Origin of the sequence: Pseudoalteromonas sp. CNAT2-18.1 (assembly GCF_022347865.1) — a bacterium.
In the GTDB taxonomy this organism is placed as follows: Bacteria; Pseudomonadota; Gammaproteobacteria; order Enterobacterales; family Alteromonadaceae; genus Pseudoalteromonas; species Pseudoalteromonas ruthenica.
Window position 1 is genome coordinate 733,281 of sequence record NZ_JAKRFR010000001.1, and the last position, 13,089, is coordinate 746,369.

Below are 13,089 nucleotides of genomic sequence, written 5' to 3' on the forward strand. Positions count from 1 at the left end.
TTAACTGTGGCTTCACTTCCTAGTAGGTTCGTACGAACTTTCAGGGATCTCTTCGTTAATGGTTTAATTTTAGATACAGCTGCGCACTGTAGCTTACTCACAGCGATATAGTCAACGCAGTTGAGATAAATCCAAAAAAATATACGCTAACTAACAATATAAAAACGTGGCATAAAATCGGTATCAATATCTACACTGCGGCCTTGGTCTTGCACTAAACAGGCTGTGCCTAAAAGCTCAATAGGCATGTAGAAGTTTGTGTGGGCATGGTCGGTGTAAAGGTGCTGACCTTGGTATTGCCAATAGTGATTTAAGGCACCTAGGAAGGTCTCATCTAGATCAGTTGCTTTACTGATCAAGGCATTATTAATCAGGCTTAATTTTGCATTGGTGCAATGTTGAACTAGCGGGTTAGTGTCGGCGGCAATTTGCTGGCTCAGAGCGATGATTTCTGGTTGCGAGACCTTTTCTCCCAACAACACTTTTTGCAGCAGCTCGGCCAACATAAGCTCAACCTCCGGGCACACGGCACGGCTTTCTCTTAAGTGAGACAAGTCAAACGCTAACAGTGAGGAAAGGGCATCGTGGTCGCGTACTGTGAGTGCACAAAAGACGGCTTCTTGCCAATTCTGTGCATTGATCCGGCCTTGTTCAACTAGGCCGACGCCGTTGTACTGGGTGTCGTGCTGTTCACCGTTAAATTCTAGCTCTACAATACGTTCAGGGTCGTTCGCGAGGCTAAATAATAGTGCATAGGCCTGCGCACAGTGAGCAATGGCTTGTTTCGCCTCTGCGTTGTGCTCTGGGCTTTGCTCATATGAAAGGTACTGCGCTAAAGTGAGTGCGTGATTAGCGAGCCACATCAGGTTATCGCGCTGCACATGCACGAAGTTAAGGGTGTCTTGGTACTTTTTGCGGCTGGTGTTTATCTTCTCGTCAATTTCAGAAATTGTAGTAGGGCGCTCAATGTTTAGCATGACATATCCTTGTTCGGGGGTGAACTTATCCTTAAGCCACTATTGTAAACAACACCATCGCAGTAGCGCAACTGTACTTTAAATAGCAAAGGCTCTTTTAGCCATCAAGTAGGTAATGACCGCAAGAGCCTTTATCGGGGGCGTGTTAGCTATCTTGGTAAGTTTTTACTGAGCTTTTTATTCTTATTCATTACACCCGAGTAATAACCGTGCAGTGCCTCGTTTAATTGCCGTTCGCAGCGTTTAAGCTGTTCACTTTGTTCAATAACTTGCATGCTCAGTTTTACTTTTTCTTCACGCAGGTTTTTTACATCAATACTTTGGCTATCTAATCGGCTTTGTAGTTCATCAACTTGACTGTTCGACGCTTTAAGTAATTCATGTAATTCTTTATTGCGCTCTTGTAAGTCACGGCAATGATGCTTCATTACATGCTTACTGGTGCTCGCTTCCTCGAGTTGCTGTTCAAGCTCGGCCATTTCAATTTGCACATCGCGTTTGGCCTGCATTTGCACTTGTTGCATCTGCTCTGCCATTTTATCCATGTGCGCAAGGGCTTTTTTATTTAATGATTCCGCTTGGTTTATCTGCTGAACCAAAGGGGCATGAGCTTGTTCTAGCTGTTTAATTTGCCGCTCTTTTTCTTGTAACAGTTGCTTGTAAAGGTGCAGTTGCTCACTCAGGGAAGGCTCGCCACTACTTTGGCCAATAGGGGTTACGGTAGCCTGCGGCATAGGTTCAACTGGGGTATGAAAGTCTGAGTGCGCCATTGTCTGTCCTTGGAGTTCTTATATGTATTGGTCAAACTTTAGCAAATACGGCCAGTAAAAATTTGATCTATATCAGGTCCAGACCCGCTGAAGACTTTGCTCAGCAAAGACTTTGATCTAGCGCAAAAAATGGGTGAGGTAATGTAAGGTTTGGCTCTGAGTGCACGGGCAAATACAAGCTATACACTTATGACGATATAGCAGACTTATAGATTTACTATTAGGGTAACTACTATATAAACGCTCAGCGATAAGTCGTGTTTAGGTTATCTCTTTGTGAATGCTTAATTTAGCGCCTGAAATAATGAAATGCGTATTATTTTAGTTGTCAAACTAAGTATATCCTGCTAGCTAAGCGTTTATCACGCCACACTAGCAGGGGAAAGTGCTTCATAAAAAGTTAGAGCTCGTTTGAGGACAAATGCCGCTCAGCAGATTCCAGCTGTTTCTTAGCATACTTTTTCTGAAAGTTTGATTGGGTATGCTTTAGAACATGTTTAGCGTGGATAGCTACTTTCTTCCAGTTTCTATCTTGTATATATAAATCTGCCAACTTCATATGGTTTGCAGCAATTTGATTAGGGGTAAAACTTTTATCTAAGACCATTAACTCCTCACGAAGTGCTATTGCTTTAGCGATATCCTTTTTCACAAATTGGCCTGACCCATAAAGCCAAGCTAACGTAGTATAAGCGCCAGGCTCTTTATTTTTTAGCCTTTCTTTGGCCTCTGCTACCAGCCTAGTACCGTCACTTGTATGCAAACTTATAGGTACCAGAGCCGACCAGTAACCCATCTCATAGGCTTTTTCACACCACATTTCTAAAAGCTCTGGGGCGTTGATCAAACTTTTATGGCACTGATGCGCAGCCACTTCGACGGTGAGCTCAGGGTCGTCAATCTTAATAGAGTGATCCCAGCGAGGGCCCGCTGCGATTAAAGTACTAGATATTAATGCTAACAGCACCGCTATTGCCTTTATCATAGTTGAGCTCCTTCATCCGATTGTCCTTCATAATAGCTTTTGCTAAAACAAGCTAAGCCGTCATTATAATCTATACACCTGAACCTATTTCATCGACAAGCCAATTATGCTTTATATAATCACACGGAAGTCGACCACGCGTTTTTATGATAAATGTTATCAGAAATTAATTGAGGCCATATTAGTAATGAAAATACAGTTTACGTGAGTAAAGGCAGCTTTCTTGCTCTATTGACACGACTACTGGTTTTGCTTGCCCAAAGAAATACCGGCGTCCTCAAGCTGCCTTTTAAACATGGCTTTTTTTGCTTCAGCGTATTTGCTTTGCTCAAGATAACGCTTATGCTCAGCGACTTTTTCCGAATTTTCGAGCTCTTTATAAATAGCAAGCAGCTCCTCATGGGTGCTACCCACTCTCATTTTCTCACTCTCGACATCACCGTATTCATCTAAATATTGTTTAAACAACACAATAGATTTTTGGAGATCTCTATCAATAAAACGCCCTAATTTATAGGCATAGGCAAGCGCGATAATGCCTCCAGGAGAGCTTTGTTCAGCATGTTTTCTCGCTTCCGCGATATAGCGGCTACCATCTCCAGTATGCAAGCCGATAAGCTGAAGAGCGCTCCAGTAACCCATCTCATAGGCTTTTTCGCACCAATCTTCTAAAAGCTCTGGGGCGTTGATCAAACTTTTATGGCATTGCCGTGCGGCCACCTCGGCGGTGAGCTTAGGATCGTCAATCCTGATAGAGTGATCCCAGCGAGGGCCTGCTGCCATAGCTATATGCGTATATAACGCGAACAAAATAATAAAGAGAACTAGTGAAGGTGACATTCTACAGGCCTTAGTTGGTATCTTTTTGACTGTGTATTTTAGCTTTAGCTGCTTCAATAATAGAGGCTGCATACTCTCGTTTGTTACTATCGTTTATATACTTGGCCGCAACACTTGCGTGTTTTAGAGTGAGAGGCCAATTTTTTTGTTTTTGATATATTTTGGCTAAATCCAGATGAGTTTGCCCATACCATGGCTGTGAAGGATCAATACCTTCTAGGTAATCATTATAAAGAGCTAAGGAGCGACTCTCGTCGCGCCGAACAAACGTACCACTTTCATAAAGCCAAGCGAGTGAAAGTAGGGCAACGGAGTCACCTGCCTTAATACGTTTATTTAACTCGTCAATGTAACGAGAACCATCTTTGGTGTGGTAACCAATATTAAGCAGTGCCTGTGCAAATCCAGCCTCGGCTGCTTTTTCACACCAAAAAAGCACCCTGTCGGGACGGTAATAAAAGCTTTTATCGCATAGTCTCAAGAGTTTGTCGGCTGTGAGTGTTGGATCATTTTCGTCAGGTTCTTGCCAATTTGATTGCGCTAAACACGAAATAAAGAGCAAGGGTACTGTTACCCAAGGAGCGTTTACTACCATGTGAAAGCCTTATTGTCTTAGTAACCAATAGATAACGATAAAGTGTACAACTTGTATCTTACGCTTTTCCTGCCCACTTATTTCTTTGAGCCTCCAACATACTGTTCGGTTATGAATAAATATGGAGTGATTCGCTTGACTCTTGTTTACAAAAATCAAGCGAGGATACTACCTAAGTATGAGTAAGTACTGCGATAAATTACATTGTCATTGAGTGCTTGGTTGGGTATGTTTTTGCGCTTTGGCTATTTGTCTTTGAGCAGCATCAATATCAAACTTAAAGCGGCTGTACTTTTTGACGTAGCTAGCGTGTTTGATTACCGCAGGCCAATTTTTCTGTAGCTGATATAAATCGGCTAACTCTTTATGAGCAGAGGTTCTTATTGCTGGTGTAACTCCGGCATGAGCGAGATTTAGCAGCTCTTTATTTAAAGATATTGCGCGTTCAATATCTTCCTCTACAAACTGCCCTGAGCCATAGAGCCAAGCCAACACTGTGTATGCTTTTGGCTCTTTATTTTTTAGTCTCTCTTTGGCCTCTGCTACCAGCCTAGTACCGTCATCTGTATGCAAACTTATAGGTACCAGAGCAGACCAGTAACCCATCTCATAGGCTTTTTCACACCATGCTTCTAAGAGTTCTGGTGCATTTATCAAACTTTTTTGGCACTGCTGCGCAGCTTCTTTCACGGTAAGCTTAGGGTCGTCAATCTTAATAGAGTGATCCCAGCGAGGGCCCGCTGCGATTAAAGTGCTGGATATTAATGCTAGGAACATCGCTAATGCCCTTACCATGATAGGGCTCCTTCTTGTGATACCTTCCTCTCAGGCAAATGAACGGTGAAGGTTGGTAAACGAGAATCAATAGCACTGCCTTTTTTGTAAAAGTATTGTTGTGAAAGTGAGCCTTCTTCATCCGATTGTCCTTCACAATAGCTTTTGCTAAAGCAAGCTAAGCCGTCATTATAATCTATACGCCTGAACCTATTTAATCGGCAAGCCAACTAAGCTTTCTATAATCACACGGGAGTCGACCACGCGTTTCTATGATAAATGTTATCGGAAATTACTTGAGGCCATATTAGTAATGAAAATACAGCTTACGTGAGTAAAGGCAGCTTTCTTGCTCTATTGACACGACTACTGGTTTTGCTCGCCCAAAGAAATACCGGCGTCTTCTAGCTGCCTTTTAAACATGGCTTTTTTAGCTTCAGCGTATTTGCTTTGCTCAAGATAACGCTTATGCTCAGCGACTTTTTCCGAATTGCCCAGCTCTTCATAAATAGCAAGCAGCTCCTCATGGGTGCTACCCACTCTCATTTTCTCACTCTCGACATCACCGTATTCATCTAAATATCGTTTAAACAACACAATAGATTTTTGGAGATCTCTATCAATAAAACGCCCTAATTTATAGGCATAGGCAAGTGCGATAATGCCTCCAGGAGAGCCTTGTTCAGCATGTTTTCTCGCTTCCGCGATATAGCGGCTACCATCTCCAGTATGCAAGCCGATAAGCTGAAGAGCGCTCCAGTAACCCATCTCATAGGCTTTTTCGCACCAATCTTCTAAAAGCTCTGGGGCGTTGATCAAACTTTTATGGCATTGCCGTGCGGCCACCTCGGCGGTGAGCTTAGGATCGTCAATCTTGATAGAGTGATCCCAGCGTGGCCCTGCTGCGCTTAAGGTGGCTGGTAATAGCGTTAGAGTTTAAAATATAGCCTTCACCATAATGAAGCTCCTTCTAGTGACACCTCTAATCTAAGAGTATAAGAGGTGGGTGAGAGTTAATGGCATTGCTATTGAAAAAACCTTAAGCTTAAAAACGCTAGCTAATGTATCGCATCTCAATCGCCTAGTCGTTATGTTGCCAGGTTCCTTTGGTTATAATACCCGTACTCCTTGGCTAATTATTTAACTTACTTAGCGCTTTTGCCTTTAAGTCTTTAGCAAGGGCGTCAGAGCCATCTCCCACATTCTGATCAATTACATACTGTGCATGCTCAATAACACGTGGCCAATCTTCAAAAGTGGTATAGATTTTTGCTAGGTTATAGTGAATAGACCTCAGCATAAATGCAGAGGAGTCGCTCCCTTGTGCTAGAAAAATATTATACAACCGCGCTGCCTCCGCTAAATTTGTCTCTATAAATATACCGTTATAGTTAAGCCAAGCGAGTTTACGAATAGCTATGTGTTCTTTTCCTGCAGCACGGCGTTTTACTTCGCTCACATAGCGAGAGCCATCTCCTGTGTGGTAACCAATATAAAGTAAAGCTTCCCAAGCCCCCATTTTATAAGCCTTTTCGCACCATGCTTCAAGCTCCTTAGGTACATACTTTAGACTTCTTTGGCATTGCCGCATGACGGTATTTTTGGTTAGTTGCGGGTCTTCTATATAAAGAGCTGGCCATAATTGATTTGACAAAGGTTTGCCATACGACGGAAAAGCTAGGCCGATGCAGATAGCGAAAAATATTAGTTTTACATTTACCATCGTACTTTCCCATCTGAATCTATTTTCCTTTCAGGGACATGTACTTGAAATGCTTTTACGAAGTGTTTGTGAGGGAAGCCTTCGCGATAAAAATATTGTTGTTTAAGAGTTTCTACCTCTGTAGATTCACCTTCACAGTGTCTTTGAGATAGGCAACTAATACCGCCTATACGGTCTATAAGCCTAATATTGTTTATCCCTCTTTCCTGCATCAGAATATCCAAACCTGGTTCATACTCCGAGGCTTGCACAGCATGCCAACGGTGCATAAAAGCAATTAGGCGATTTGACTTAAACTGATTTAAAATGGCAGTGATATTGTCCGCCCATATCTTGTTTCTACGAGTATGGGTACTAAGACATTTGCCATTTTCATACTCTTTGTAAATGCACTCTTTATCAAATTTAGCCATCATTTCTTGTGAAATATCTAAAGCGACTATCTTCAAGCCGATATCTTGAGCTGCTTTGGCTAATTCTTCGTACGCTTTTGGGACTAAATATCCCCAAGCCCAATTTTCATCAAAATATCTCTGAACTTCTTTAAAGCCTTTACCTGTCTGCTGATATTCCAATATCTTCTCTTGCATAGAGCGAGGGAGCATTTCCATTGCAAAGTGAGTAAAGCCAGCAGCTTTTAGCTGTCGGAGAGCTTTAATAGCTTGATGCTTATATATTACAGGGTTATGGCTTGATTCGCCGAGCATCACCAAACGAGCGCTCCCTGCCATTTTTTGTAATCTACATCCTTGTTTTTTTTGTTCATGCTATTTCCATATATAGTTATCACTTACTTATGCCTTCCTGAAGTGAATTTAGGTTGGTACTTTTTGTGGTCTTTTAGTCATTGTTTAATCAAAATTCTCAATCGCTGGTAATGTGCTTTCACTTTCGTCAATGCAAAGCCAGTACTGCTTGTTATCACCTTGGGTGAGTGTCACCGAGTGCTCTTGGGTTAGCAATCCAAGCTCTTCACTATGATAGTCGCTGATAACAACCTTATTTTCATCGTTACTAAAATGCACACTGTGCTCCGAAACCAAGGCACGAGTGATAACTCGACTTATTGACGCTATCAGCAGTAGACCCGATATAGATCTTTAATTGTGGGTGCTCAAATTGGGGGAAAGGTCAAAGTTTCTTAATAATGCTATATTTTGAGTCGGCGGTTAACCGTGTTATGACGTAGCTATATGAGGATGAGTAACTTCCGCGTTCAACTGTATTTGCCATGTGAAGAACAACATCTTCAACACCATCCTCGTTATAATCGCCATATGCCATTATGGTCAACCTTTGAATTCCGCCATCTTTGTCATAATAAACAGCCTGCTCATCGTTGACCTGCTCTATATTTTTAATCTGGCCCATCTCTTCCCAGCTACTCGCATTGTCTAAGCGACGTTTATCATCATTTGAAATAACTAAAGACAACTCTGGAGGCATTTTATTTGGTAAATCCAAGCTATGTTTAAGTGCTCCTATAAAGCTCTTTTTAGAGGGTTTCAACTCACCCATATGAGACCAAGTAGTGCATATTTTATTGGTGGCAATTAATGCTTTCTGCTCTCTGTAATTTGATGAGCTGTAACCTATTTCTAATGCTTCAGATAGCTTTTTGCAGCTATTAATTTCAAGAGTTTTGTTACTCTCTGAGGTAACTTCGTAAGAATAGAACCACTTTTTATTTAATAGCTCTTTAAATTGCTCAGGCTTGTCTAAAGCCAGTTTTTCTAAGAAATATCCATCCGTTTTATTTTCTGAACCAAATTTTGGACCTATAGCTTTTTTATCTACGTTTGTACATGCGACACTTGAGATGCTAATGCATATAAATAGAGCGGTATTTTTAATCATTTTGTATTCTGAAATAATTTGCGGACATGTTCAACTGGGCGCAGCGGTGATTCATTCGATGAGGTAGCTTGTTCTAGGTTGCCAAAACTGTCCTTGTGTTAGCGCGCTGATTGGTCGCCGTTTTCCTCAAAAAGCTGAATGATAGGTTGCACTAATATAGCTTATTACCGTTCAGCTTGGTGTACCATGGTGCAGGGGGAGAACCCATATCTAAGCTGACTATCACCGACTCTAAACTGTGTGATTGTAAGTGCAAGTCTAGGTTTTTACAGCTTATACTTTTCTAGTGAATTTCCAATGTCATCAAGCTATTTTTTAAGCATGGCTTTCTTCACTTCTGCATACTTACTTTTATCAAGGGAGAGTTTGTGTTCAGCAGCTTTCTCAGCATTCCCTAACTCCTTGTATAGGAGGTAAAGCTGCTCATGAGTTTTACCCACAGTCAAACTCTCTGTTTCTAAATAGTTGTATTCATTTAAGTACTGTTTAAAAAGCGCGATAGACTTTTTGACGTCTCTATCAATAAATCTCCCTGACTTATAAGCATAGGCAAGTGCTAATACTCCATCTAAAGAGCCTTTTTCTGCGCGCTTTTTTACTTCGGCGATATAACGGCTACCATCTCCTGTATGCAAACCGATAAACTCTAGAGCCCTCCAGTAACCCAGTTCATACGCCTTTTCGCACCAAGCCTCTAGCTGTCTAGGCGCATACATCAGACTTTTTTTGCATTGCAACATAACAGTGGCTTTAGGTAAGCTCGGGTCGTTAATGTCGTGATCTGGGAATAAAGTACCAGCGTAAGAGTGAGAGTTGAGCACAAGGGCTATAAAAGTTAAATATTTCATCACTTTGTTCTCTCAAGCATTAAGCTCTTCTCAGGCAAGTGCACTTGATAGGTTTTGATTGCTGTTTCAAGCGAAACGTTTTCTCTGTAGAAATATTCGTTTTTTAAGCTTCCTTGCTCGTCTGAAAAGCCCTCGCAACTGCGCTTTGAATAACATGCTATTCCACCAACAAAATCTATATATCTTACCTTTGATATCCCCTCGGTTACGACTAGGGTGTCGAGGCCCTCTTGATAAGAAGTACCTCTCAGCGCATGCCATCGATGCATAAACGCAATTACGCGGTTTTTCTTCTTTTGATTCAGAATTTTAACTATGTTCTCAACCCAAACTAGATTTCTCCGAGTATGGCTATCGAAGCACTCTTCTTCTTCCGCGAGCTTAGAAGGACATGATGAGTCAATGCTGTCCATTTCAGCTAAAGTTAAGTCAAGAGCAACGAGCTTAAGGCCTATGTCACGAGCTGATTTGACTAGCTCACCGTAAGCAGCAGGTACTGTATATCCCCAAGCCCAATTATCATCAAAGTACTTTTGTATTTCACCAAACCCTTTACCAGTACGTTGATAAAACTCTACTTTCTCTTGCATGGAGCGGGGGAGCATCTCTATTGCAAAGTGAGTAAAGCCTGCAGCTTTTAGCTGTCTTAGGGCTTTAATGGCTTCATACTTATAGATTGCGGGATTATGGCTTGATTCGCCGAGCATCACCAAACGAGCGCTCCCTGCCATTTTTTTGTAATCTACATCCTTGTTTATTTTATTCATGCTATTTCCTTATATAGTTATCACTTACTTATGCCTTCCTGAAGTGAATTTAGGTTGGCACTTTCTGTGGTCTTTTAGTCATTGTTTAGTCGAAATCCTCAATCGCTGGAAGTGTGCTTTCACTTTTGTCATTGCAAAGCCAGTATTGCTTGTTATCACCCTGGGTGAATGTCACCGAGTACTCTTGGTTTAGCGTTCCAAGCTCTTCACTGTGATAGTCGCTGATAACAACCTTAGTTTTATCATAACTAAAATGCATACTGTGCTCCGAAACCAAAGCACGGTGATAACTCGACTTATTAACACTATCAGCAGTAGACCCAATATCGAGCTTTAATTTTGGGTGCTCAAAATGGGTGAGTGCATAAGTGTTACCCACTTTGCTTGCAACGACATAAATTGGTGCTGGGTTATCTGCATAGCATTTAAATACGGTGTTTGTGTCACTTTCTGTTGCTTGACATGAAGCTATTAGAAATAGTGGCAATGTGGTTAGGACTTTACTCGTTGTCATACTTATCAAATGCCTGTTGTAATTTAACATCATATTTGTTTTTCGCGTATTGAGAACCATTATAACCTCGAGCAAATGCAGCCCAATTCAAAGTGGTTAAGTGCTGGTCTAACCCCTTACTTTTTACAAAGCTAACGAATGCATCGAGCTGCTTCCTTTCAGACGTGAACATCGCTTTAACGAAGTTTTCTATACTAGCAAAGCCGGCTGCTCGATGGTTAAAGCCCATAATTTGGAAGCGTCCCCATGAAGCAGACTTGAGCGCTTCAGTCACATTCAATGCCATCGCTTGTTCCAGTCGAGTGTACTCCTGAGCTCCGCCAATGTATAAGCTTCGGTTCCAAGCCCTACTTGAAATGGACGGGTGGCTTGCATCATAAATATGCCCCGTTAGTCGAGAAAATATGTGCGCTTCATATAAGATTTTAGGCTTACCGTTAGGTAGAAAAGCATCCGTTGATGACTCCACTTCTGCAACGGCTTTAATTGCGGCAACTTTACAGCTTAGTTCGTTGGCAACATCTACATAGTCAGAGTTTGATAAGTTTATTACATCAGAAGATGCTGTTGGCAGCTTGAAGCTATCTTGACCTGGTGCTTGGAGCAGTTTCTCATTTATTTTACGGTGAGTTCGTCCATTAACATCTATTTTTCCATCTGGGCGCACCATACCCACAACTTTGCTTTGAAATGCCTTGATAGCAGCAACAGTCTTAGAATTCTCTGGTCTTGCACCAACTCGGCCATCAACGACAAGTGTTCTCGTAGGAGCAATTAAGTTTATCAGGGAATTAATTGCATTCTGAACTGCTTTCACATCGTTCGGGTTATTCATTGCACCAATCCCAACGGATTGATTGAGTCTCATTGCTGACATTGGATGTCCCTTCCTATATTGTGCTTTAAGTTTTAGCTGAAACTTGTATAGGCTGGCTTTATTGACTGCAAACCCTTTAACAGCCTTTAATTTATTTTAGCCAGCCCTTGATTCATGTGAACTTGTCGGTAGAGCTTAAATGACTACTCCCGGGTCGAACTTGGCTCCGGTGAGAGTCGCGTTGTCCCAGTTTACATCGGTTAAAATAGCGCCCGTAAAATCACAGCCTGTAAAATTACCACCGCTTAAGTTTGCACCGGTTAAATTTGCCTTTCTGAACACGGTTTCTGTAAAGTTACCATCCGACAAGTCTGCGTTGGTTAAGTTTGCTTCATCAAAACATGCGCTACTTGCTTCAACTTGAGTGAGTGTTGCATCACTGAAGTTGCTTCTGACAAAGATTGAGGCCCAAAGAGTGGCGTTATCAAACTCAGACGATGAAAAATCACATTCAGTGCCACTGCTTGCCGATATATTTGCGTGGGTAAAGTCGGCGTTCGTTGCGGTGACTTGATGTAAAATACAGTCAAAAAAAGCAGTTTGATTGCAGCTAGCCCCCTCTAGATTGGCCAAGGTAAAATCGGCATCTAAAAAGTAGGCTAAATCTAAGATACCTGCACGTAATATAACACCGGTCCCTTTGAGTAACTCCGTTGAGGTTTCGCTAATGTCGGTTTGGGTTAAATCAAGTCCAGAGATATCGACACCGTTGACCTTGTCCTGTATTCGAGACTCTTCGAGCAGCGCCAGCGCGGCTTGCCTAGACATAGTTAAAGCCTCCGATAGTGCAATTTTCGGCCTTTGTACATTTAGTTCTATAACGCTCGGCATCAACTTCCATTTCAGCAAAGACTTTGGCAGGGCGTAAATGGGCCATGGCCGCTTGCCAATGTTCAATTTGTGTTTGTTCAGGGAGCTCCCAAGGGGTGTCGGACAAGTCAAGGCGAACGCCGCCCCAAGGCTGGAGCTCAGTAATCGTTTTAGGTGTACTGAGTAATAACTCCTGACCAAATTGTTTAATATAATGCGGTCCTAAATAGGTGCGCATGGCCAACCCTTTAGGGCCAACCTCAAAATAATCAACCGGCGCTAAAAATGCGGCCTCGCCCATCATTTCAATATGTTGGTCGCGTTCACTTTGCCATGGTCTGTCAGCATAGGGTCTGTCTATGTGCACAGAAGCAATATCGGGTTTAAATACCTGTACGAGGCGGTCGGCAAACTCAAAGAGGGTAGGGTAGTGCTTGTGGTTCAGCTTAGGATCAAACTCAAAATTAATGCTTTGTCTTGGCATTACATCTATACAGCCAAAATACTTTGCCGCCTTATTGCGTTTTAAGTAAATCTCTTCACCACCGCCTTTTTTTACTGCCGTGGCTTTCGCTAAAATATCTTCGCGGTTATACGGTAATTTACCGCGCTCCTCGGTGTTCCAAAATTCCGGTGCGAACTCGGGGTAATACTCTAGTACGCTTAATATCTCAGTAAATAACGCCTCATTATTAAGTGGATTTGTACCTAGCATAGATATATTAATTTGAAATGGTTTAAAATCCATTATT

Annotated in this window: 17 protein-coding genes; all 17 read right to left on the reverse strand. The window is 42.0% G+C overall.

Annotated elements, in window-relative coordinates:
* Positions 1-146: 146 nt before the first annotated feature.
* Positions 147-977 carry an immunity 49 family protein gene (locus MHM94_RS03150; RefSeq protein ID WP_235418760.1) on the reverse strand — a complete coding sequence of 277 codons (831 nt, stop codon included), beginning with the start codon at positions 975-977 and terminating at the stop codon, positions 147-149.
* Between the two features lie 149 nt (positions 978-1,126).
* Positions 1,127-1,747, reverse strand: a complete 621-nt coding sequence (locus MHM94_RS03155) for a hypothetical protein (protein WP_022944450.1) — start codon at positions 1,745-1,747, stop codon at positions 1,127-1,129.
* A 400-nt stretch (positions 1,748-2,147) separates the two neighbouring features.
* Positions 2,148-2,732 (reverse strand): hypothetical protein, encoded by a 585-nt coding sequence (locus MHM94_RS03160; protein ID WP_235418761.1) that lies wholly within the window; start codon positions 2,730-2,732, stop codon positions 2,148-2,150.
* Positions 2,733-2,972: 240 nt separating this feature from the next.
* Positions 2,973-3,515: a hypothetical protein gene (locus MHM94_RS03165; RefSeq protein ID WP_235418762.1), complete on the reverse strand. Its 543-nt coding sequence runs from the start codon at positions 3,513-3,515 to the stop codon at positions 2,973-2,975.
* 67 nt (positions 3,516-3,582) lie between these two features.
* Positions 3,583-4,167 carry a hypothetical protein gene (locus MHM94_RS03170; RefSeq protein ID WP_235418763.1) on the reverse strand — a complete coding sequence of 195 codons (585 nt, stop codon included), beginning with the start codon at positions 4,165-4,167 and terminating at the stop codon, positions 3,583-3,585.
* 207 nt (positions 4,168-4,374) lie between these two features.
* On the reverse strand, positions 4,375-4,962 hold the full coding sequence (locus MHM94_RS03175; protein WP_235418764.1) for a hypothetical protein: 588 nt from the start codon (positions 4,960-4,962) through the stop codon (positions 4,375-4,377).
* Positions 4,963-5,307: 345 nt separating this feature from the next.
* Positions 5,308-5,787 (reverse strand): hypothetical protein, encoded by a 480-nt coding sequence (locus tag MHM94_RS03180; protein ID WP_235418765.1) that lies wholly within the window; start codon positions 5,785-5,787, stop codon positions 5,308-5,310.
* Positions 5,788-6,073: 286 nt separating this feature from the next.
* Entirely contained in the window at positions 6,074-6,664 is a 591-nt protein-coding gene (locus tag MHM94_RS03185; protein ID WP_235418766.1) for a hypothetical protein, read from the reverse strand.
* A complete protein-coding gene (locus MHM94_RS03190; protein WP_235418807.1) occupies positions 6,658-7,371 on the reverse strand; it encodes a ChaN family lipoprotein in 714 nt (237 codons plus the stop codon). The genes MHM94_RS03185 and MHM94_RS03190 overlap by 7 nt, the downstream gene beginning before the upstream one ends.
* Positions 7,372-7,515: 144 nt before the next feature.
* On the reverse strand, positions 7,516-7,689 hold the full coding sequence (locus tag MHM94_RS03195; RefSeq protein ID WP_156147999.1) for a hypothetical protein: 174 nt from the start codon (positions 7,687-7,689) through the stop codon (positions 7,516-7,518).
* Positions 7,690-7,795: 106 nt separating this feature from the next.
* Positions 7,796-8,521 (reverse strand): hypothetical protein, encoded by a 726-nt coding sequence (locus tag MHM94_RS03200; RefSeq protein WP_235418767.1) that lies wholly within the window; start codon positions 8,519-8,521, stop codon positions 7,796-7,798.
* A 308-nt stretch (positions 8,522-8,829) separates the two neighbouring features.
* Positions 8,830-9,369 carry a hypothetical protein gene (locus tag MHM94_RS03205; RefSeq protein WP_138509720.1) on the reverse strand — a complete coding sequence of 180 codons (540 nt, stop codon included), beginning with the start codon at positions 9,367-9,369 and terminating at the stop codon, positions 8,830-8,832.
* A complete protein-coding gene (locus MHM94_RS03210; protein WP_045979023.1) occupies positions 9,369-10,136 on the reverse strand; it encodes a ChaN family lipoprotein in 768 nt (255 codons plus the stop codon). The genes MHM94_RS03205 and MHM94_RS03210 overlap by 1 nt, the downstream gene beginning before the upstream one ends.
* Positions 10,137-10,221: 85 nt before the next feature.
* On the reverse strand, positions 10,222-10,395 hold the full coding sequence (locus tag MHM94_RS03215) for a hypothetical protein (protein WP_235418768.1): 174 nt from the start codon (positions 10,393-10,395) through the stop codon (positions 10,222-10,224).
* 241 nt (positions 10,396-10,636) lie between these two features.
* Entirely contained in the window at positions 10,637-11,527 is an 891-nt protein-coding gene (locus MHM94_RS03220; protein ID WP_235418769.1) for an N-acetylmuramidase family protein, read from the reverse strand.
* Between the two features lie 135 nt (positions 11,528-11,662).
* A complete protein-coding gene (locus MHM94_RS03225) occupies positions 11,663-12,295 on the reverse strand; it encodes a pentapeptide repeat-containing protein (protein ID WP_235418770.1) in 633 nt (210 codons plus the stop codon).
* Positions 12,288-13,085, reverse strand: a complete 798-nt coding sequence (locus MHM94_RS03230; protein ID WP_235418771.1) for a hypothetical protein — start codon at positions 13,083-13,085, stop codon at positions 12,288-12,290. Before MHM94_RS03230 ends, MHM94_RS03225 begins: the two co-directional genes overlap by 8 nt.
* Positions 13,086-13,089: the final 4 nt, after the last annotated feature.

Bases quoted from the DNA above. Each gene is read 5' to 3' on its own strand.
- MHM94_RS03150 (WP_235418760.1), bottom strand. From the start codon at position 977: ATGCTAAACATTGAGCGCCCTACTACAATTTCTGAAATTGACGAGAAG.
- MHM94_RS03155 (WP_022944450.1), bottom strand. From the start codon at position 1,747: ATGGCGCACTCAGACTTTCATACCCCAGTTGAACCTATGCCGCAGGCT.
- MHM94_RS03160 (WP_235418761.1), bottom strand. From the start codon at position 2,732: ATGATAAAGGCAATAGCGGTGCTGTTAGCATTAATATCTAGTACTTTA.
- MHM94_RS03165 (WP_235418762.1), bottom strand. From the start codon at position 3,515: ATGGCAGCAGGCCCTCGCTGGGATCACTCTATCAGGATTGACGATCCT.
- MHM94_RS03170 (WP_235418763.1), bottom strand. From the start codon at position 4,167: ATGGTAGTAAACGCTCCTTGGGTAACAGTACCCTTGCTCTTTATTTCG.
- MHM94_RS03175 (WP_235418764.1), bottom strand. From the start codon at position 4,962: ATGGTAAGGGCATTAGCGATGTTCCTAGCATTAATATCCAGCACTTTA.
- MHM94_RS03185 (WP_235418766.1), bottom strand. From the start codon at position 6,664: ATGGTAAATGTAAAACTAATATTTTTCGCTATCTGCATCGGCCTAGCT.
- MHM94_RS03190 (WP_235418807.1), bottom strand. From the start codon at position 7,371: ATGCTCGGCGAATCAAGCCATAACCCTGTAATATATAAGCATCAAGCT.
- MHM94_RS03200 (WP_235418767.1), bottom strand. From the start codon at position 8,521: ATGATTAAAAATACCGCTCTATTTATATGCATTAGCATCTCAAGTGTC.
- MHM94_RS03205 (WP_138509720.1), bottom strand. From the start codon at position 9,369: ATGAAATATTTAACTTTTATAGCCCTTGTGCTCAACTCTCACTCTTAC.
- MHM94_RS03210 (WP_045979023.1), bottom strand. From the start codon at position 10,136: ATGAATAAAATAAACAAGGATGTAGATTACAAAAAAATGGCAGGGAGC.
- MHM94_RS03215 (WP_235418768.1), bottom strand. From the start codon at position 10,395: ATGCATTTTAGTTATGATAAAACTAAGGTTGTTATCAGCGACTATCAC.
- MHM94_RS03220 (WP_235418769.1), bottom strand. From the start codon at position 11,527: ATGTCAGCAATGAGACTCAATCAATCCGTTGGGATTGGTGCAATGAAT.
- MHM94_RS03225 (WP_235418770.1), bottom strand. From the start codon at position 12,295: ATGTCTAGGCAAGCCGCGCTGGCGCTGCTCGAAGAGTCTCGAATACAG.
- MHM94_RS03230 (WP_235418771.1), bottom strand. From the start codon at position 13,085: ATGGATTTTAAACCATTTCAAATTAATATATCTATGCTAGGTACAAAT.